17 protein-coding genes are annotated in these 19,084 nt (G+C 72.3%); 10 read left to right on the forward strand and 7 right to left on the reverse strand.

What is annotated here, in order from left to right:
- Positions 1-253: 253 nt before the first annotated feature.
- Positions 254-778 carry a hypothetical protein gene (locus H1226_RS26700; protein WP_258343954.1) on the forward strand — a complete coding sequence of 175 codons (525 nt, stop codon included), beginning with the start codon at positions 254-256 and terminating at the stop codon, positions 776-778.
- A gap of 147 nt (positions 779-925) precedes the next feature.
- Here the strand turns inward: H1226_RS26700 and H1226_RS26705 are convergent, their stop codons facing one another.
- From H1226_RS26705 to H1226_RS26715, 3 genes are read right to left on the reverse strand one after another with little or no spacing between them, the layout of a single operon-like run.
- Complete coding sequence (locus H1226_RS26705) at positions 926-2,077, reverse strand: acyl-CoA dehydrogenase family protein (protein WP_258343955.1); 1,152 nt, start codon at positions 2,075-2,077, stop codon at positions 926-928.
- A 1-nt stretch (position 2,078) separates the two neighbouring features.
- Positions 2,079-4,118, reverse strand: a complete 2,040-nt coding sequence (locus H1226_RS26710; protein WP_258349508.1) for an acetyl/propionyl/methylcrotonyl-CoA carboxylase subunit alpha — start codon at positions 4,116-4,118, stop codon at positions 2,079-2,081.
- Between the two features lie 54 nt (positions 4,119-4,172).
- Positions 4,173-5,786 (reverse strand): carboxyl transferase domain-containing protein, encoded by a 1,614-nt coding sequence (locus H1226_RS26715; protein WP_258343957.1) that lies wholly within the window; start codon positions 5,784-5,786, stop codon positions 4,173-4,175.
- A 101-nt stretch (positions 5,787-5,887) separates the two neighbouring features.
- Here H1226_RS26715 and H1226_RS26720 point away from each other — a divergent pair, with 101 nt between their 5' ends.
- From H1226_RS26720 to H1226_RS26735, 4 genes are all read left to right on the forward strand, one after another.
- Positions 5,888-6,454, forward strand: a complete 567-nt coding sequence (locus tag H1226_RS26720) for an SACE_7040 family transcriptional regulator (protein WP_224958533.1) — start codon at positions 5,888-5,890, stop codon at positions 6,452-6,454.
- Between the two features lie 192 nt (positions 6,455-6,646).
- On the forward strand, positions 6,647-8,362 hold the full coding sequence (gene ctaD, locus H1226_RS26725) for an aa3-type cytochrome oxidase subunit I (protein ID WP_258343959.1): 1,716 nt from the start codon (positions 6,647-6,649) through the stop codon (positions 8,360-8,362).
- 353 nt (positions 8,363-8,715) lie between these two features.
- Positions 8,716-9,927, forward strand: coding sequence for an MFS transporter (locus H1226_RS26730; RefSeq protein WP_224966630.1), 1,212 nt, complete (start codon positions 8,716-8,718; stop codon positions 9,925-9,927).
- A gap of 269 nt (positions 9,928-10,196) precedes the next feature.
- Positions 10,197-11,027, forward strand: a complete 831-nt coding sequence (locus H1226_RS26735) for an aldo/keto reductase (protein WP_258343961.1) — start codon at positions 10,197-10,199, stop codon at positions 11,025-11,027.
- A 114-nt stretch (positions 11,028-11,141) separates the two neighbouring features.
- On the opposite strand, the gene H1226_RS26740 is transcribed toward H1226_RS26735, so the two are convergent.
- Complete coding sequence (locus tag H1226_RS26740) at positions 11,142-12,272, reverse strand: FAD-dependent monooxygenase (protein ID WP_258343966.1); 1,131 nt, start codon at positions 12,270-12,272, stop codon at positions 11,142-11,144.
- A 185-nt stretch (positions 12,273-12,457) separates the two neighbouring features.
- On the opposite strand from H1226_RS26740, the gene H1226_RS26745 reads away from it, so the two are divergent.
- Complete coding sequence (locus tag H1226_RS26745; RefSeq protein ID WP_224958539.1) at positions 12,458-13,579, forward strand: 5-methyltetrahydropteroyltriglutamate--homocysteine S-methyltransferase; 1,122 nt, start codon at positions 12,458-12,460, stop codon at positions 13,577-13,579.
- A 65-nt stretch (positions 13,580-13,644) separates the two neighbouring features.
- Here the strand turns inward: H1226_RS26745 and H1226_RS26750 are convergent, their stop codons facing one another.
- Entirely contained in the window at positions 13,645-13,845 is a 201-nt protein-coding gene (locus tag H1226_RS26750) for a hypothetical protein (RefSeq protein ID WP_224958540.1), read from the reverse strand.
- Between the two features lie 184 nt (positions 13,846-14,029).
- Between H1226_RS26750 and H1226_RS26755 the strand changes: the two genes are divergently transcribed.
- Entirely contained in the window at positions 14,030-14,659 is a 630-nt protein-coding gene (locus H1226_RS26755; RefSeq protein ID WP_258343969.1) for a YigZ family protein, read from the forward strand.
- Positions 14,660-14,684: 25 nt separating this feature from the next.
- Here the strand turns inward: H1226_RS26755 and H1226_RS26760 are convergent, their stop codons facing one another.
- Positions 14,685-15,326 carry a phosphatase PAP2 family protein gene (locus H1226_RS26760; RefSeq protein WP_224958542.1) on the reverse strand — a complete coding sequence of 214 codons (642 nt, stop codon included), beginning with the start codon at positions 15,324-15,326 and terminating at the stop codon, positions 14,685-14,687.
- A gap of 424 nt (positions 15,327-15,750) precedes the next feature.
- Entirely contained in the window at positions 15,751-16,578 is an 828-nt protein-coding gene (locus H1226_RS26765; RefSeq protein ID WP_258343971.1) for a helix-turn-helix transcriptional regulator, read from the reverse strand.
- Between the two features lie 129 nt (positions 16,579-16,707).
- Here H1226_RS26765 and H1226_RS26770 point away from each other — a divergent pair, with 129 nt between their 5' ends.
- From H1226_RS26770 to H1226_RS26780, 3 genes are all read left to right on the forward strand, one after another.
- On the forward strand, positions 16,708-17,142 hold the full coding sequence (locus tag H1226_RS26770; protein ID WP_258343973.1) for a nuclear transport factor 2 family protein: 435 nt from the start codon (positions 16,708-16,710) through the stop codon (positions 17,140-17,142).
- Positions 17,139-17,948 carry a Rossmann-fold NAD(P)-binding domain-containing protein gene (locus H1226_RS26775; protein WP_258343976.1) on the forward strand — a complete coding sequence of 270 codons (810 nt, stop codon included), beginning with the start codon at positions 17,139-17,141 and terminating at the stop codon, positions 17,946-17,948. Before H1226_RS26770 ends, H1226_RS26775 begins: the two co-directional genes overlap by 4 nt.
- Positions 17,949-18,271: 323 nt before the next feature.
- Positions 18,272-18,985, forward strand: coding sequence for a Crp/Fnr family transcriptional regulator (locus H1226_RS26780; protein WP_258343978.1), 714 nt, complete (start codon positions 18,272-18,274; stop codon positions 18,983-18,985).
- Positions 18,986-19,084: the final 99 nt, after the last annotated feature.

Here is a 19,084-nt window from a genome sequence, read left to right on the forward strand (position 1 = left end):
CGGAAGCGGTCCAGGCGACGTCGAGTAGCCGACTTCGCCGCTGGTCCCTCCCGAAATCGGGGCCGCCGTGCCACAATCGTGGAGCTGACCCACCCCCGGTCAGCGACTGTGGAGATCCCCTCCGACCCCCGCGCTCCTCCCCCTGGCGTGGGGGTCCTCCGCTGCCCGGGGTCGCCCGGCGCTCACCGACACGCCAGCGGCGGATCGGACACAGCCACTCCAGGTTTCGCAACGGAACCGTTATCGTGTGCGCGTGGCTCTAGGACGAATGAAGACCGGACGCCGGCAGCAGGACGCGCGGAGCAAGTCCGCGAACCAGCAGCAGGCCAACGAACCGGATCACGAGCTCGACTCGTACCTCGCGGCCTTGGCCCCGAAGGAAGACCTCGAAACCACCGGCTCCGGCCGCGGGTTCGGCGGTGCCGAGGTCTACCAGCTGCGCCTGCCGCTGATGGCCAACGAGAAGCTCAAGGAGCTCGCCGCCCGCCAGGGCACGTCGCCCGGCGCGCTGGCGAGGGATTGGGTGATGCAGCACCTGTCGCAGTCCGACGAACCGGCACCGGAACCCCCGCACGGCGTGGCCCGACCTCAGCAGCAGCCCCAGCAGCAGCCCCAGCAGCAGCCGCAGCCGGACGCGACCCCAGCCTGGCCGCAGCAGGAGGCGGGCTACGAGCCGGCCGGCTACGGCCAGCAGCCCGAGTACGACCCGTACGCGTACGCCTACGGCGACGAGACCGACACCGAGATCACCATCCCGCGCGGCGGCCGGCTGCGCTGACCCCGTCCCGGCCGTGTCCGGGCGGCGCTGACCCCGTTCCGGCCTCCGACCCCCGACCGTTCCGAAGCAGTCCCCGAACTCCGCCGGTGGAGGCGACCCCCGACCGCCTCCGCCGGCGGTTCCACGTCCGGACCGCGGGAGGACCGCTCAGAGACCCAGTTCCCGGGCGATGAGCATCCGCTGGACCTCGCTGGTGCCCTCGCCGATCTCCAGGATCTTCGCGTCCCGGTAGAAGCGGCCGACGGGCGTCTCGTTCATGAACCCGTAGCCGCCGAAGATCTGGGTGGCGTCCCGCGCGTTGTCCATCGCGGCGTCCGAGGAGGTGAGCTTGGCCAGCGCCGCCTGCTTGCGGAACGGTTCGCCGCGCAGCATCCGGGACGCCGCGTCGTAGTAGGCGAGCCGGGCGTTGCCGGCCCGCAGCTCCATGTCCGCGATCTTGAACTGGATGGCCTGGTACTCGCCGATGCGGTGGCCGAACGCCTCCCGCTCACCCGCGTACCGCAGGCATTCGTCGACGCAGCCCTGGGCGAGCCCGGTGCCGAGCGCGGCGATCGCGACGCGGCCCTCGCTGAGGATGGACAGGAACTGCGCGTAGCCGCGCCCGCGTTCGCCGAGCAGGTTCGCCGCGGGCACCCGGCAGTCGTCGAAGGACAGCTCGTGGGTGTCGGAGGCGTTCCAGCCGACCTTGGAGTACTTCGGCGCGACGTGGAACCCGGGGGTGCCGGACGGCACGATGATGGTGGAGATCTCCTTGCCGCCGTCGGGCTTGCTGCCGGTGACGGCGGTGACGGTGACGAAGCCGGTGATGTCGGTGCCGGAGTTGGTGATGAACGCCTTGGAGCCGTTGAGCACCCACTGGTCGCCGTCGAGGACGGCGGTGGTGCGGGTGGCGCCGGCGTCGGAACCGCCGCCGGGTTCGGTGAGCCCGAACGCGCCGAGGACCTCGGCGGTGCACAGCTTCGGCAGCCAGGTGCGGCGCTGCTCCTCGTCGCCGAAGCGGGCGATGGGCATGGCGCCCAGCGACACCCCGGCTTCGAGGGTGATCGCCAGCGAGGAGTCGACCCTGGCGAGCTCTTCGAGCGCGAGGCACAGCGCGAAGTAGTCGCCGCCCATGCCGCCGTGCTCCTCGGCGATGGGCAGCCCGAACAGGCCCATCGAGCCCATGGTGCGCACCAGCGGGTACGGGAAGGCCTCGCGTTCGTAGTAGTCGCCGATGACGGGGGCGACCTCCTTGCGGGCGAAGGCGCGCACCGAGTCGCGGAGGGCTTCGTGCTCGTCGCCCAGGCGGTGGTCGATCATGTCAGCTCTCCTCGGGTTCGGCGGGACGGGCGGCGAGCACGGCGAGCGGCTGGTCGAGCGCGACCGGCTGGCCGGGGCGGGCGGTGACCTCGGTGACGGTCCCGTCCAGCGGGGCGACGACGGTGTGCTCCATCTTCATCGCCTCCACCACGAACAACGTCTGTCCTCTGCGGACCTCTTGGCCCGCGGTGACCTCGGCGGCGAGCACCGTGCCCGGCATCGGGCTGGTGACGGTGCCGCCGGAGCCGCCGCCGCGTTCCGCGCGTTCGGCCAGCAGCCGGTGCTCGGTGACGGCCCAGGTGCGCCCGTCCGCGGCGAGCCAGGTGGTGTCGCCGTCCCGCGCCCAGCGGTACCGGCGGGTGCGGGAGCGGTGGGTGACGGTGAGCAGGTCGCCGTGCAGGAACGCGCTCGCCCGGCTCGGTTCGCCGTCGAGCAGCACTTCCGCGTCGGAGGCCCGGCCGCGCAACCGCACCTCGGCGTCGGCGAAGCGCCAGGTGCTCCACGCCGGTTCGCCGAGCCGCCAGCCGCCGGGCACGTCCCACGGGTCCGCAGTGCTCGGGTCCGGTTCGGCGGCGGCGAGGCCGGCGAGCGCGGCGGCCACCGGCACCTCGGGCGGCACCGGGTCGGTGGTGAGCTCGGCCAGGTTCCGCTCGATGAGCCCGGTGTCGAGTTCCCCGGCCAGCACCTCGGGCCGGGCCAGCAGCGCCCGCAGGAACGCCACGTTGGTGATCACCCCGAGCACCGCGGTCTCGGCGAGCGCGGCGTCGAGCCTGCGCAACGCGTCGGCGCGCGCCGGGCCCCAGGCGATCACCTTGGCGAGCATCGGGTCGTAGTCGGAGCCGACGGTGCCGCCCGCCGCGATGCCCGAGTCGACCCGGACCCCGGCCGGTTCGTGCACGGCCAGCACCCTGCCGCCGCTGGGCAGGAAGCCGCGCGCCGGGTCTTCGGCGTAGACGCGGGCCTCGACCGCGTGCCCGTCGATGCGCAGGTCCTGCTGGGCGAACGGCAGCGGTTCCCCGGCGGCGATCCGCACCTGCAGCTCGACGAGGTCCAGGCCGCGGCGCTCGCCGACGGCGGTGACGAGTTCGGTGACGGGGTGCTCGACCTGGAGGCGCGTGTTCATCTCCATGAAGAAGAACTCGTCGGGCCGGTCGGCGGAGACGATGAACTCGACGGTGCCGGCGCCCACGTAGCCGACGGACCGCGCCACGGCGACGGCGGCCTGCCCGATCCGGTCCCGGGTGGGCTCGTCGAGCAGCGCCGACGGGGCCTCTTCGACGATCTTCTGGTGCCTGCGCTGCAGGCTGCACTCCCGTTCGCCGAGGTGCACGACGCCGCCGTGCGCGTCCGCGAGGACCTGCACCTCGATGTGCCGGGGACGGGCGACGAACCGCTCCACGAACAGTGTGTCGTCGCCGAACGCGGCGCCGGATTCGCGGCGGGCGGCGGCGATCTGCGCGGGCAGGCCGGCGGGGTCCTCGACGCGGCGCATGCCCTTGCCGCCGCCGCCCGCGGACGGTTTGAGCAGCACCGGGTAGCCGACGTCGCGGGCGGCGGCGATCAGGTCCTCGTCGGTCATGCCGGGTTCGCTGCGGCCGGGGACGACGGGCACGCCGGCGGCGGTGACGGTGGCCTTGGCACGGATCTTGTCACCCATCGCCTCGATCGCGGCGGCGGGCGGGCCGATGAAGGCGAGCCCGGCGTCGGCGCAGGCGCGGGCGAACTCGGCGTTCTCGGACAGGAACCCGTAGCCGGGGTGCACGGCCTGCGCGCCGGTGCGCAGCGCGGCTTCGACGACGCGCGGCACCGACAGGTAGCTCTCCGCCGCACTGCTCGGTCCGATGTGGACGGAAGTGTCGGCTTCGGCGACGTGCCGGGCGTCCCGGTCGGCGTCGCTGTGCACCGCGATCGACCGGATGCCCAGCTCGCGCAGGGTGCGGATCACCCGCACCGCGATCTCCCCCCGGTTCGCCACCAGCACCGCGTCGATCCGGGGTCCGACCGCTCCTGCGGCCACCTCCGCGCCGACCTCGACCACCACGCTCACCTCGTCCTGTTCACCGCTGCGGAACCGCCACCGAGCCCGGAGCGGCCGTCACATCCGGAAGACGCCGTAGCCGACCGGCTCCAGCGGCGCGTTCGCCGCCGCCGACAGCGCCAGGCCCAGCACGGACCTGGTCTGCTTCGGGTCGATCACGCCGTCGTCCCACAACCGGGCCGTCGAGTAGTACGGGTGTCCCTGCGCCTCGTACTGGTCCCGGATCGGCTGCTTGAACTCGTCCTCGGCCTCGGCCGGCCAGTCCTCGCCGCGCGCGTCGAACTGGTCGCGGCGCACGGTGGCCAGCACCGAGGCGGCCTGCTCCCCGCCCATCACCGAGATCCGCGCGTTCGGCCACATCCACAGGAACCGCGGCGAGTACGCCCGCCCGCACATCGAGTAGTTGCCCGCGCCGAACGAGCCGCCGATGACCACGGTGAACTTGGGCACGCGCGCGCAGGCGACGGCGGTGACCATCTTCGCGCCGTGCTTGGCGATGCCGCTCGCCTCGTACTCCTGGCCGACCATGAACCCGGAGATGTTCTGCAGGAACACCAGCGGGATCGAGCGCTTGTCGCACAGCTGCACGAAGTGCGCGCCCTTGAGCGCGGACTCGCCGAACAGGATGCCGTTGTTCGCCACGATCCCCACCGGGTGCCCGTGCAGCCGGGCGAACCCGGTGACCAGCGTCGTGCCGTAGTCCCGCTTGAACTCCTGGAACCGGCTGCCGTCGACGATCCGGGCGATGACCTCGTGCACGTCGTAGGGGGTGCGGCTGTCGGTGGGCACGGCCGCGTAGAGGTCGTCGGGCGACACCAGCGGTTCCTCGACGGGCCGCACGTCCCAGGGCCGCGGGCTGCACGGGCCGAGGGTGCCGACGATGGAGCGCACGATGCGCAGCGCGTCCGCGTCGTCCTCGGCGAGGTGGTCGGTGACCCCGGAGGTGCGGGAGTGCAGGTCGCCGCCGCCGAGCTCCTCCGCGGTGACCTCGGCGCCGGTCGCGGCCTTCACCAGCGGCGGGCCGCCGAGGAAGATGGTGCCCTGCTCGCGCACGATCACCGCTTCGTCGCTCATCGCGGGGACGTAGGCGCCGCCCGCGGTGCAGGAACCGAGCACGGCCGCGATCTGCGGGATGCCGCGGGCGGACATGGTGGCCTGGTTGTAGAAGATCCGGCCGAAGTGCTCGCGGTCCGGGAACACCTCGTCCTGCCTGGGCAGGAACGCACCGCCGGAGTCCACCAGGTACAGGCACGGCAGGTTGTTGTGCAGCGCGACCTCCTGGGCGCGCAGGTGCTTCTTCACCGTCATCGGGTAGTACGTGCCGCCCTTGACGGTGGCGTCGTTGGCGACGATCACGCATTCGCGGCCGGCGACGCGGCCGATGCCGGTGATGATCCCGGCCGAGGGGGCGTCGCCGTCGTAGAGCTCGTGGGCGGCCAGCGGCGAGAGCTCCAGGAAGGGGGATCCGCGGTCGAGCAGCGCGTCCACCCGGTCCCTGGGCAGCAGCTTGCCGCGTTCGACGTGCCTGCGCCGGGACTTCTCCGGACCGCCGAGGCGTGCTTCGGCGAGCCGGGCGTCGAGGTCGGCGACGAGCGCGGCGTGCTCGGCGGCGAACCGCGCGGGCCGGTCGGCCGCGACGTCGAGCGCGCTGGTCAGGACGGGTGCATCCACCGGCGTTCCTCCTGCTCCGGACTGCGTCGACCGCGAGTTAGTCATCGTTAACCACTGGCGATGTTAACGGCGGCTAACTTCGGCGTCTAGTATCTGCTCCGATGACCGGACCGGCCACCGAACGCCCGAACCGCCGCGCGCAGCTCCTCGACGCGGCGGCCGAGCTGTTCGCCCGCTACGGCTTCCACGGCGTCGGCATGGACGACATCGGGCGGGCCGTCGGCATCTCCGGACCCGCGCTGTACCGGCACTTCCGCGGCAAGGACGCGATGCTCGCCGAAATGCTCACCGGCATCAGCGACCGGCTGCTCGACGCCGGGCGCAGCCGCGCGGACGCCACCGCGGACCCGCGGCTGGCCCTGGACGAGCTGGTGCGCAGGCACGTCGAGTTCGCCCTCACCAACCCCGCGCTGATCACCGTGCACCTGCGGGACCTGGACAGCCTCGCCACCGCGGAGCGGCACCGGGTGCGCGAGGCGCAGCGCGGCTACGTCGAGGTGTGGGTGGACGTGCTGCTGCGGACCCGGCCGGAACTCGACCGGGCGACCGCGCGGGCCTCGGTGCACGCGGTGCTCGGACTGATCAACTCCACGCCGTACAGCACCCACCTCGACCGCACCGACATGGCGGAACTGCTGCACCGGATGGCCATCGCCGCGTTGAGCTGACCGCCACCTCCCGCCCAGCGCGCGGGGACGCCGTCACCCGCCAGGGCCCACCGTCATCCGTCCGGAGGAGTGCACCGGATTGCAGGGCCCGCGAGCCGCGCCAACACTGAACGCCGAGGCCGCGCCGGGCGAGTTCCGGTGCCCGGGCCGCCCGGCCCGAACAGCGGCCGCGGCGACCCGGAGGACACAGGCATGGCCACCTTGCGCGCACGGCCGTCGCCGATCCCGACGCGCCCGTCCAGCACCCCCGGCTCCGGGAAGTCCCCGAAGTTCGTGAGCTGGGCGCGCACCACCGACCCGAAGGCCATCGGCAAGCTCTACCTGGCCACCGCGTTCGGATTCTTCATCATCGGCGGCGCGATGGCGCTGCTCATCCGCGGCGAACTGGCCCAGCCCGGGCTGCAGTTCCTCTCCCAGGAGCAGTACAACCAGCTGTTCACCATGCACGGCACGATCATGCTGCTGCTGTTCGCGACGCCGATCGTCTTCGGCTTCTCGAACATCATCCTGCCGCTGCAGATCGGCGCGCCGGACGTGGCGTTCCCGCGGCTCAACGCCTTCTCCTACTGGCTGTTCCTGTTCGGCGGCCTGATGGTCCTCAGCGGCCTGCTGCTGCCGGGCGGCGCCGCGGACTTCGGCTGGACCGCGTACGCGCCGCTGTCCCGGTCCACCTACAGCGCGGGTCTCGGCGGCGACCTGTGGATCACGGGTCTGCTGGTCAGCGGGCTGGGCACCATCCTCGGCGGGGTCAACATGATCACGACGACGGTGTGCATGCGGGCGCCCGGCATGACGATGTGGCGGATGCCGATGTTCACCTGGAACATCCTGGTCACCAGCGTGCTGATCCTGATGGCGTTCCCGGTGCTGACCGCGGCGCTGTTCGGGCTGCTGGCGGACCGGCACTTCGGGGCGCACGTGTTCGACCCGGCCACCGGCGGGGCCATCGCCTACCAGCACCTGTTCTGGTTCTTCGGGCACCCGGAGGTCTACATCGTGGCGCTGCCGTTCTTCGGCATCGTCACCGAGATCTTCCCGGTGTTCAGCCGCAAACCCCTGTTCGGCTACATCGGGCTGGTGTTCGCGACGCTGCTCATCGGGGTGCTGTCGGTGGTGGTGTGGGCGCACCACATGTTCGCCACCGGGTCGGTGCTGCTGCCGTTCTTCTCGTTCACCACGTTCTTGATCGCGGTACCGACCGGGGTGAAGTTCTTCAACTGGATCGGAACGATGTGGAAGGGCCAGCTGACCTTCGAGACGCCGATGCTGTTCGCGCTCGGGTTCCTGGCGACGTTCCTGCTCGGCGGGCTCACCGGGGTGCTGCTGGCGGCGCCGCCGCTGGACTTCCACGTGCACGACACGTACTTCGTGGTGGCGCACTTCCACTACGTGCTGTTCGGCACCATCGTGTTCGCGGTGTTCGGCGGGATGTACTTCTGGTTCCCGAAGATGACCGGCCGGATGATGGACGAGCGCCTCGGCAAGCTGCACTTCTGGCTGACGTTCCTCGGCTTCCACACCACGTTCCTGGTGCAGCACTGGCTGGGCGGGGCGGGCATGCCGCGGCGCTACGCCGACTACCTGCCGAGCGACGGGTTCACCGGGATGAACGTGGCCTCGACGGTGGGGGCGTTCATCCTGGGCGCCTCGATGCTGCCGTTCCTGTGGAACGTGTTCAAGAGCTCCCGGTACGGGACGGTGGCGAACGTGGACGACCCGTGGGGGCACGGCAACTCGCTGGAGTGGGCGACGTCCTGCCCGCCACCGCGGCACAACTTCGCCGAGCTCCCGCGCATCCGCTCGCCCCGGCCCGCGTTCGAGCTGCACTACCCGCACATGCTGGACCGGCTGGAAACCGAGGCGTACGTCGGCGAAGCGCCGCGCGAACTGTCCTCGAAGGACGAATGAACCGTTGGGCACACTGCACAACCGGCGCGGTGCACTCGGCTGACCTCGCACAAATCGTTTCAACCGCGTAACGGCGCCGCCACTGGCGACGATCTTCCCCGTGGCGCGTTCACGCTGAACCGAACGAGTGGAAACCGGCCCGCGCGGCAGTGGTCCGCTTCATAGTCCCCCCGGGAACACCGTCCCCGGGGCCTAGTGTTGAACGCGTCCGGGGAGCCGCCAGCGACAGCCGGTCTTCCTGAGAAAGAGCTCCGAACACCGACGACCGCCTGAACAGCGGGGACCCTCGACGTCCCCGGGAGGCGAGTTCGGGGCGCTGACCCGGTCCGGAACTTTCGATTCAGGAGACCTCCTTGCCCATTGCCCTGTTGGCCCTGGCCATCGCAGCTTTCGGCATTGGAACCACCGAGTTCGTGATGATGGGGCTGCTGCCAGAAGTGGCCTCGAACCTGCACGTGTCGCTGCCCGACGCCAGCGGCTACATCTCGCTGTACGCCCTGGGCGTCGTCGTCGGCGCGCCACTGCTCACCGCGGGCGGCATGCGGGTGCGGCGCAAGACGATGCTGATCAGCATGATGGCCCTGTTCGTCGTCGGGAACCTGGCCTCCGCGTTCGCCCCCACCCACGGCACGCTGCTGGCGGCCCGGTTCATCGCCGGCCTGCCGCACGGCACCTTCTTCGGGGTCGGCGCCGTCGTCGCCGCCGGACTCGTCGCTCGGGACAAGCGGGCCCAGGCCATCTCGATGATGTTCATCGGCCTCACCGTCGCCAACATCGTCGGCGTGCCGCTGGGCACCCTGCTCGGGCAGGCGCTCGGGTGGCGGTTCACCTTCGGCGTCGTCGCCGTCATCGGCGTGATCGCGCTGATCGCCGTGGCGCTGCTCGTCCCGCAGCAGCCGAAGCCGACCGACGTGAGCCTGCGCGGCGAGCTCGTCGCCTTCAAGCGGCCGCAGGTGTGGCTGGCGTTCGCGGTGGTCGTGTTCGGCTTCGCCGCCACGTTCTCCTTCTACAGCTACATCAAGCCGCTGCTCACCGACGTGACCGGCTTCAGCCCCACGATGGCGACCGCGCTGCTGGCGCTGTTCGGCGTGGGCATGACCGCGGGCACCATCATCGGCGGGCGGCTCGCCGACCGGGCGCCGATGAAGACGCTGTACGTCTTCCTGGCGCTGCTGGCGGTGACGCTGACGACGTTCCTGGTGACCTCGCACAGCATGGTGCTCACCGCGATCAACGTGTTCGCGGTCGGGCTGGCCGGGTTCGCCGCCATCCCCAGCATCCAGGCGCGAATCCTGGACAAGGCCAAGGAGGCCCCGGCGCTGGGGTCGGCGAGCATCCAGTCCACGTTCAACATCGCCAACTCGCTCGGCGCCTACCTGGGCGGGCTGGTCATCGCGGGCGGCTTCGGGCTCACCGCGCCCAGCTGGGTCGGCGCGATCCTGGCGCTGGTCGGGCTCGGCTTCGCGCTGCTGTCCGGCTGGCTGGACCGCGCGCCCCGCTCCGGCGAGGTCGTGGCCTCGCACCGGGCCGAGGTCGAGCAGGCCGCGGAGGCCCCGGTCCGCTGACGGCACCGAAGGGGCCGGTCACCCACCCGGTGACCGGTCCCTTCGCACGTCCGGGTCCGGTCCCGGAACCGCGGGGGCGGATGCGGCGGATGTGCCGCGCCGGGCGGAACCCGCTGGTCGACGGATGGCTTCCCGCCCCGGCGCGTGCTGTGATGGAGGACGCCCTGGGCCGGGAATCCGCGACCGGAGCAGCGGGTTGCGCCGAGTGGGTGATCCGCGAGGTCGCGGGTCGCTCCTGGCAACGTTCGACCTTTCGGAGGAACGAGTAGATGACCCAGGTTCCGAACCTCACGCTCAACACCGGCGCGGAGATCCCGCAGCTCGGGTTCGGCGTCTTCCAGGTGCCGCCGGACGAAGTGATCGAACCGGTGGCCACCGCGATCGAGGCCGGGTACCGCAGCATCGACACCGCGGCCGCCTACGGCAACGAGGAAGGCGTCGGCAAGGCCATCGCCGACTCGGGTGTGCGGCGCGAGGACCTGTTCGTCACCACCAAGCTGGGGAACGACCAGCAGGGCTACGACAGCACGCTGAAGGCGTTCGACGACAGCCTCACCAAGCTCGGCCTGGACTACGTCGACCTGTACCTGATCCACTGGCCCGCAGCCGGGCAGGACAAGTACGTCGACACGTGGCGGGCGTTCGAGAAGCTGCACGGCGAGGGCCGCGCCAAGTCCATCGGCGTGTCGAACTTCCAGATCCCGCACCTGCGTCGCCTGTTCGAGGAGACCGACGTGGTGCCCGCGCTGAACCAGATCGAGCTGCACCCGAACCTGCAGCAGGGCGACCTGCGCGCGTTCCACCGCGAGCACGGCATCCTCACCGAGGCGTGGAGCCCGATCGGCCAGGGCAAGGGCCTGCTGGACGACCCGACGCTGGGTTCGCTGGCCGAGAAGTACGGCAAGAGCCCGGCGCAGATCGTGCTCCGCTGGCACGTGCAGCTGGGCAACGTGGTGATCCCGAAGTCGGCGACGCCGTCGCGCATCCGGGAGAACATCCAGGTGTTCGACTTCGAGCTCGCCGACGACGACCTGGCGGTCATCGCGGGCCTGGACACCGGTACCCGCGTCGGCCCGGACCCGGACGCCTTCGGCGCCTGATCCCGCATCCGGAAGCCCGCTCGGCCACGCGCCGGGCGGGCTTTCGCACGTCCGGGACGCGTCGTGCCCGTCCGCCGGGGTTCCGCGACCCCCGGCAGCAGCCGAGGAGGCTGGTCAGGCCGGGACGGGGCGCAGGACGGTGCTGCCGGAGCGCAGGGACGCGACCTGGCTGCGGGTGGCGATCCACTTCGGCAACCGGCCGACGCGCTGCAGCGGGGTGCTGCGCTGCGCCGAGGTGAACGCGGCGGTGCGCGACACCTTCAGCACCCGGGAGCGCCGCTCCTGCTCGTAGGCGCGCAGCGCGGGCCCGGGTTCCCCCGCCACGTCCGCGAGCCGGTGCGACAGCAGCCAGGCGTCCTCGAGGGTCTGGTTCGCCGCCTGCGCCACGGCGGGCGGCATCGCGTGCACGGCGTCGCCGAGCAGGGTGCTGCGCGGACCGCCCCACACCCGCGGGACGACGTGCCGGATGTGCGGGAAGAAGCCGAGGTCGTCCGGTCCGACCTCGGCGAGCAGCGGCCCCACCGGATCGGGCCAGCCGGTGAACATCCGGCGCAGGTCGCGCAGCGACAGCGCCTCGTCGCCCTGGCGCCACGGCAGGTCGAACCACCAGTGCAGCAGGCCGCCCCCGGCGGGGATGAGGCCGCAGTGCGCGTCGCGGCCGGCGATGTTGACCGTCTGGTGCCCGTGCGCCACCGGCACGTCGCTGCGGGTGAGGCCCTGCCAGCTGGCCCAGCCGGTGTGCCGCGCGGGCCCGCCGCCGAGCAGTTCGCGGCGCACCACGGAGCGCTGGCCGTCGGCGCCGATCACCAGGTCGCCCTCGGCGCTGGCGCCGTCGTCGAAGTCGACGACGACGCGGTCGGCGGTCTCGGTGACGGCGATGCAGCGCCGCCCGAAGTGCAGCACGTGCTCGGGCAGCGCCGCGGCGATCTTGCCGGTGAGCAGCCGGCGCGGGGTTTCGATGGTGGGCGAGCCGAGACGCTCCGTGACGTCGGCCAAGTCCGCCTCCCAGAGCAGCCGCCCCGAGTCGGTGATGGACTTCAGGCTGTGCAGCTGGCGGCCCACGTCCTCCAGGGTGACGCCGAGCTGGCCCAGCGCGGCCGTGCCGTTGCTCCACACCGTGACCGCGGCGCCGCCGTCGCGCAGCGCGTCGGCGTGCTCGAAGACCGCGACGTCGTGACCGCCGTCGATGAGACCCTTGGCCACGGCGAGGCCACCGATCCCGGCTCCGATGACGAGAACGCGCATCGTATCCATCCGTCCTGCGAAGCTGGCTGGCTCGCCGATTTTAGCCAACAGTCCTACAAATCCGAGTTGTCGGTCCTCACATACAGTGATGAACATCTCTCGAACGGAGTAATGCGAGAGGTTAATCCACTGGGCGGCAGGCGGGCCCCGCCACCCCGTCCGCGGGGGAAGTAGGTTGCGGGAGCATGAGTCCTCGCGTCGCACCACCGTTCCGCGCCGACCACGTCGGCAGCCTGCTCCGCCCGCCCCACCTGCTCGCGGCCCGCGACGAGTTCGCGGCCGGCCGCATCGGCTCCGACGAGCTCCGGCGCGTCGAAGACGAGGCCATCACCGACGTGGTCGCCATGCAGGAGGAGATCGGCCTCTCCAGCGCCACCGACGGCGAGTTCCGCCGCGGCTCCTGGCACATGGACTTCCTGTACCAGCTGCGCGGCATCGACCGGGTCGACGACTCGGAGCTGACGGTCAAGTTCCACAACGCCGACGGGGACGTCGAGTTCGCCACCCCGGAGATGCGGATCGGCGAGAAGGTCGGGCTGGAGCACACGATCTTCGAGGACGCGTTCACCTCGCTGGCCGACCGCACCCGCACCGCGACGCCGAAGCTCACCATCCCGTCGCCGGGCATGGTGCAGTACCGCGCGGGCCGGGCCTCGATCGACCCGGAGGTGTACCCGGACCTCGCCGAGTTCCGCGCCGACCTGGCCGCCGCCTACCGCGCCGAGGTGCACGCGCTGGCCGGGCTCGGCTGCCACTACCTGCAGCTCGACGACACCAGCCTCGCCTACCTGAACGACCCGCGGCAGCGCGCGAAGCTGCGGGAGCGGGGCGAGGACGCCGAGCACGAGCACGAACGCACCATCGAGATGATCAACGCGTCGATCGGCTCCCGCCCCGAGTCGATGTCGGTGACCACCCACCTGTGCCGCGGCAACTACCGGTCGTCCTGGGTGGCGGAGGGCGGCTACGACTTCGTCGCCGAGGCGCTGTTCAACGAGCTCGACGTGGACGGTTTCTTCCTGGAGTTCGACGACGAGCGCTCCGGCGGCTTCGAACCGCTGCGCTTCGTGCCGAAGGGCAAGCACGTGGTGCTGGGGCTGGTCACGACCAAGAGCGGTGAGCTGGAATCCGCCGACGACCTGAAGCGGCGCATCGACGAGGCGTCCCGGTACATCGACCTGGACCAGCTGTGCCTGTCACCGCAGTGCGGTTTCGCCTCCACCCAGGAGGGCAACGCCCTCGGCCACGACGAGCAGGTCGCCAAGCTGAGCCTGGTCGTGCGCACCGCCCAGGAGGTGTGGGGCTGAGTTCCCCGGGTCGGTCGGTGGCGGGACGCCGGTTCCGCCACCGGCGGCGCCCGCGCGGCGCGGGATCAGGCGGCGGCTTCGAGGAAGCGGCCCGCGACCAGGCCGGGCTCCTCGTTCCCGTCGAACCGGACCCACAGCACTGGGCCGTCGAAGACCTCGGGAAGCCCCGAGGCGGTCTCCACCACCGTGCCGACCTGATCGCGGAACCGGCCGAACGAGGCACGCACCCGGGTGCCAGGCTCCAGCGGACTCGATGACTGCTCCATGGGGGTCGACGTTACGTGCCGTGGCCGCGGAACGGAAAACCGCGTCCGAGTGACGTGCGGCTGAACACCGTGACCTGCGGTATCGACCCCCGGAAAGGCGCCCGGCACGGGCAGAACGATCTTGTTCAGTGACTGACGTCACGATAACCGCAGGTAGAAGCGTTGCGAACGGGAAGGGGCGCGGGTGCGCACAATCCGGCGATCAGGGGAGTTCGAGCTGGAGATCAAGCGGTCCCGGTTCCTGTGCGCGCTGTCCCGCGCCGACTCCGAGGAGCAGGCGCGGGAGTTCGTCGCGCTGCGCCGCAAGCTGCACCACGACGCCCGGCACCACTGCTCCGCGTACGTGCTGGACGCGGACGGCCGCACCCAGCGCTCCAACGACGACGGCGAACCCGCGGGCACGGCCGGGGTGCCGATGCTGGAAGTGCTGCGGCACAACGAGCTCACCCGGGTGGTCGCGGTCGTGACGCGGTACTTCGGCGGCACGCTGCTCGGCGCGGGCGGGCTGGTGCGGGCGTACGGCGGCGCGGTGTCGGCCGCGCTGGAGCAGGTGGGGCTGGCGGAGCTGCGGCCGATGCGGCTGGTGTCCACCACGGTGGACTACCTGGTGGCGGGCAAGCTGGAGAACGACCTGCGCTCGCACGGATTCTCGGTGTCCGATGTGGACTACTCGGACCGGGTGCGGTTCGTGGTGGAGGTGCCCGCAGACGACGTGGAGGACTTCCGGCACTGGCTCGCCGAGGCCACCGGGGGCGCCGCGGAACCCGTCCTCGGCGAGGTGGTGCACGCCGAGGTCCCCGTTCGGCGCCCGTAGGACCGCCGATCCGAACGGGTGCCGGTCAGGCCGTCGGCAGGTAGCCGGCGGCCCCGGCCAGCACGCCGACGACGGCGCCCACCACCACCTGCGCCGGGGTGTGGTCGCCCAAGCGCACCCGGGACCAGCCGACGGCCGCCGCCAGCCCCCACAGCAGCAACCACCAGGCCGAGTACACCACCGCGAGCATCGCCACCGCCCCCGCCGCGACCGCCGTGTGCACCGACACCTTCCACCACACCGTGATCAGGCCGATCGCCAGCAGCGCGGCCAGCATCGCCACGTCCAGCGCCACCACCAGCCGCGGCGCCCCGGCCAGCACCAGCACGCCCAGCCCCAGCGAGCTCAACGAGATCAGCAGCACGAACGGGATCAGCCGCCCCTCGCGGTCGCGCACGTGGTGCCCGTCCCACCACCCGGCCCGGGACCCGGCGATGATCCCGGCCATCGGCAGCACGCTGCTGGTCAACGCCACGAACACGCCCCACCCCAGCGCCGGGCCGGGCGCGTGCGTCGCCCGCCAGGCCACCGCGACCGGCAGCAGCAGGACGATCACCGCCGGGGAGCACACCTCGGTGAGCACCCGGGCCACCAGGTCCGCCCGAGGCGCGGGTGCCGGGCCGTCGAGACCGGCGCTCCCGGTCGTGCCGGTGTCGATCTCCGCCATCGCGCCTCCCCGCTCGCCCGCGCCGGGTCCGGCGCACCGCTTCCATGATCACCCACGAGGGTGCCGATGTGGTGACGGCGCGACGGGGTCGCGGCCGTTCCGCGGGTGACCGGTCGGGCCGCCGAGGGCGGGGCAGTGTGGTCCGCGCGCGCACGCGCGTGCGCGGGGCGGTTAGCCGTGCTCTGCGATCGGCGCTGCGTCGCGTGCGCGGGGCGGGTCGCCGTCCCGGCCATCGTGCTCAGCGGCCGGAGCGGGTGCGCACGGGGCGGAGGTCGTCGCGCGCACGGGACCCCGACCAGCCGCGGCCTGCGCGCGGGCCGTGACCGGTTCCGTGGGCACGGGTGGAGCGCCCGGCGGGTCCGCGCACGGGGCCGTCGTCGATGCCGGGCCCGCTGCTCGCTCCTGGACGCCGGCTCCGCCGCCGCTACCGCACCGCCCGCAGCCGGGGCCCGGACGCAAGCGACTCCAGCTTCGCCGCCGACGCCGAACCGGGTTCCGCGGTCAGCAGCACCACCCGGTGGTCGTGCCCGGGCACCCGCAGCTCCTGCAGCTCCAGGTCCAGCAGACCCAGCCGCGGATGCCGGATCCGCTTCGGCACCGCGGCGGCGGTGCCCAGCTCCTGTTCCCGCCAGTGCGCGGCGAACTCCGGGTCGTGCGCGGCGAACTCCCGCACCAGCTCGGCCAGCCGCCGGTCCCCCGGGTACCGGGCGACGGCCTGCCGCAGCTCGGAGGCGACGTGCCGGGTGAACCCGTCCCCGGACGGCTCGCACCGCAGCGGACCGCCCTCCATCGACAACCGGAGGACGTTGCGCTCCGCCGGGGGCAGCGCCGCGAAGTCCACCAGCAGCGCGGCCGCGGCCGGGTTCCAGGCGAGCACGTCGTGCCGCGCGTTGAGCACGTAGGCGGGGACCGGGCCGAGCCGGTCCAGCAGCCGGCGCACCTCGGCGGGCACCTCCGCGGCCGGTTCGGGACTAGCCGGGGCATGCTCGGCGAGCCGCCCGAGGTGGTCCCGCTCGGCGGCGGAAAGCCCCAGCGCGGCCGCCAACGCGTCCAGCACCTGCGGCGACGGGTACGGGCCGCGAGCCTGCTCCAGCCGCTCGTAGTAGTTCGCCGACACCCCGGCCAGCGCCGCGACCTCCTCGCGCCGCAAACCCGGAGTGCGCCGCCGCGGCCCGGCGACCACCCCGGCCGCGGCGGGCGCACGCGACTCGCGGCGGCTGCGCAGGAACGCGCCCAAGTCTCGTTTGCCCACGGCGCCAGCCTGGCACGGCCCGCGACCCGCATCCACGGACCGGCGGTCCGGGGTTCGGCCGGACGTGCCCGCGAGGCGCCGAGCGGCCGAACGTGGACGGCGACCACCGACGAAGGAGGGCCCGTGCCCGTGCCGAACTCACCGGCCGACGTGATCGACCGGTTCATCGCACTGCTGCTCGCCGAGGACATGGCGGGCGCGATCGACCTGCTCGCGCCGGACGTGGTCTTCGAGGCCCCGTGCGCGTGCGGCACCCCCGCCCGCGTCGACGGGCGGGAGGGGATGCGCGAGTACCTGGCGGACTACCCGGACCGCGTGGACATCACCGGGTTCCCCGCCTTCGAGCTGCACGAGACGGCGGATCCGCGGACGGTGATCGCCGAGTTCACCGCGCACGGCCGCACGGTGCGCACCGGCGAGCCGTACGTCATGCCCTACATCGCGGTGCTGACCGTGGTGGACGGGCTGATCACCCACTACCGGGACTACTGGAGCCCGGTGCTGGCGGCGAAGGCCGCCGGTGAGCTGCCCGCGCTGGTCGCGGCGCTGGAGGGGGCGGAGTGAGCGCGCTGCTGATCGGCGGGACCGGCACCACCGGCCGCCCGCTGTCCCGGCTGCTGCCGGACGCGACCGTCGCCTCCCGGAACCCCGGCCCCGGCCAGGTGCGCTTCGACTGGGCCGAGCCGAGCACGTTCGCGCCCGCGCTGGACGGGGTACGGGCGGTCTACCTGGTGCCGCCGCCGGCCGAGCTGGAGCCGATGCGGTTCGCGGCTCCGTTCTTCGCCGCGGCGCGCGCCGCCGGGGTGCGGAGGGTGGTGCTGCTGGGTTCGCTGATCGTGCTGCCGGACGCGCCGGGCGTGGCCGAGCTGGTGGCGGCGGTGCGGTCGATGCCGGAGCCGGTGGTGCTGCGGCCGTCGGGTTTCATGCAGAACCTGCTCGGCGACCACCCGCTGGCGGTGGGGCTGCGGGAGCGCGGCGAGCTGGTCAGCGCGGCCGGGGACGGCAAGCTCGGCTGGATCGACGCCGCGGACATCGCCGCGGTGGCGGCCCGGGCGCTCACCGATCCCGCGGTGTCCGGCGAGCACCTGCTGACCGGCCCGGAGGCGCTGTCCTACGGGGAGGTCGCCGAGGTGCTCGCCGAGGTCACCGGCCGCCCGGTCCGGCACCGCCCGGTGCGCACGTCCGAGCGTCGCGAGGTGTTCCGCGCGGCCGGGATGCCGGAGCCGTTCGCGACGGCCCTGGCCGCGGTGGACCGGGGCATCCGGAACGGGGAGGAGGACCTGGTGAGCGGCGCGGTCGCGGAGCTCACCGGGCGGGCGCCCCGGTCGTTGCGGGAATTCGCCCTCGCGCATTCCGGCACGCTCGTCTGATTCCGGCGGGCGGCCCCGGTCCACCGGGGCCGCCGCCCGAACAATCCGAATGCATATTCCAAAAAAGGAACTGCCATTGGTGCGAACGGGTGAGTGTCGCGCGTATCCGCCCAATTCGGCGACCGGATTGGTGAGGATCCCGGCTGAATCGAGAACCTGCGCGGGGCAACGGGGTTTTCGGCCACCGCGGAACCGGTCACCCGGTCAGCGGTGACCGCCCCCGTTCACCGGTTCCAGAATGAACGGGGACCGGCGCCCGTCGATGCACCGCGGGTCGGCCGAACCCGGGTTCGGCCGAAAAGGTCATCGCACCTCGCGCCCCGTTGGGAGGAGCGGTCATCACTGATCCACCACAGGCGCGATGGACGGAGTTCAGCCTGCTCGCCCGGCTGCGCCGCGAAACCAGGCAGGCCCTGCTCTCCCTCGGCTCGGAAGTGATCTTCGAGGCGGAGCAGAAGATCCTGCGGCAGGGCGACGACAGCACGCACGTGGTGCTGCTGCTCAGCGGTTCGGCGAAGGTGCTGGCGCTGTCCGAGGTCGGCGGCACGACGCTGCTGGGCATCCGCTTCGGCGGTGACCTGGTCGGGGAGATGGCCGCGTTGGAGCAGCGCACGAGGTCGGCGACGGTCATCGCGGGTTCGCACACCCGCACCCGGCTGATCAAGTCGGCGGACTTCCGCCGGTTCCTGCACGAGCACTCGGACGCGGCGGTCGCGATGGTGCTCATGGTCAACGCTCGGCTGCGCTGGGCGAACCGCCGCCGGATCGACAACGCGAACCTGTCGGCGACGCAGCGGGTGCCGCGGCTGCTGGTGGAGGCGGTCGACACCTACGGCGAGCAGGACCCCGAGGGCGGCTGGCGCATCGGGCCGCCGCTGACCCACGACGAACTGGCCACGCTGGCGGGAGTGAGGTTGCGGACGGTGCAGAAAGCGCTGCGCGACCTCGCCGAGCGCGGAGTCATCGAACGGCGCTACCGGCGCATCATCGTGACGAATCCCCCCAAGCTCCGAGAAATCGCCGATTATTCCAACTGAACCCGCATTCGTGCGTGTTCTTTTCGGCCATCACGCGGCAGTGTCATCATCAGGGACCGCGGGTGCTCGAATCACCTCGGAAAGAGACCGATCAGGGCA

Origin of the sequence: Saccharopolyspora gregorii, from assembly GCF_024734405.1 — a bacterium.
GTDB classification, from domain to species: domain Bacteria; phylum Actinomycetota; class Actinomycetes; order Mycobacteriales; family Pseudonocardiaceae; genus Saccharopolyspora_C; species Saccharopolyspora_C gregorii.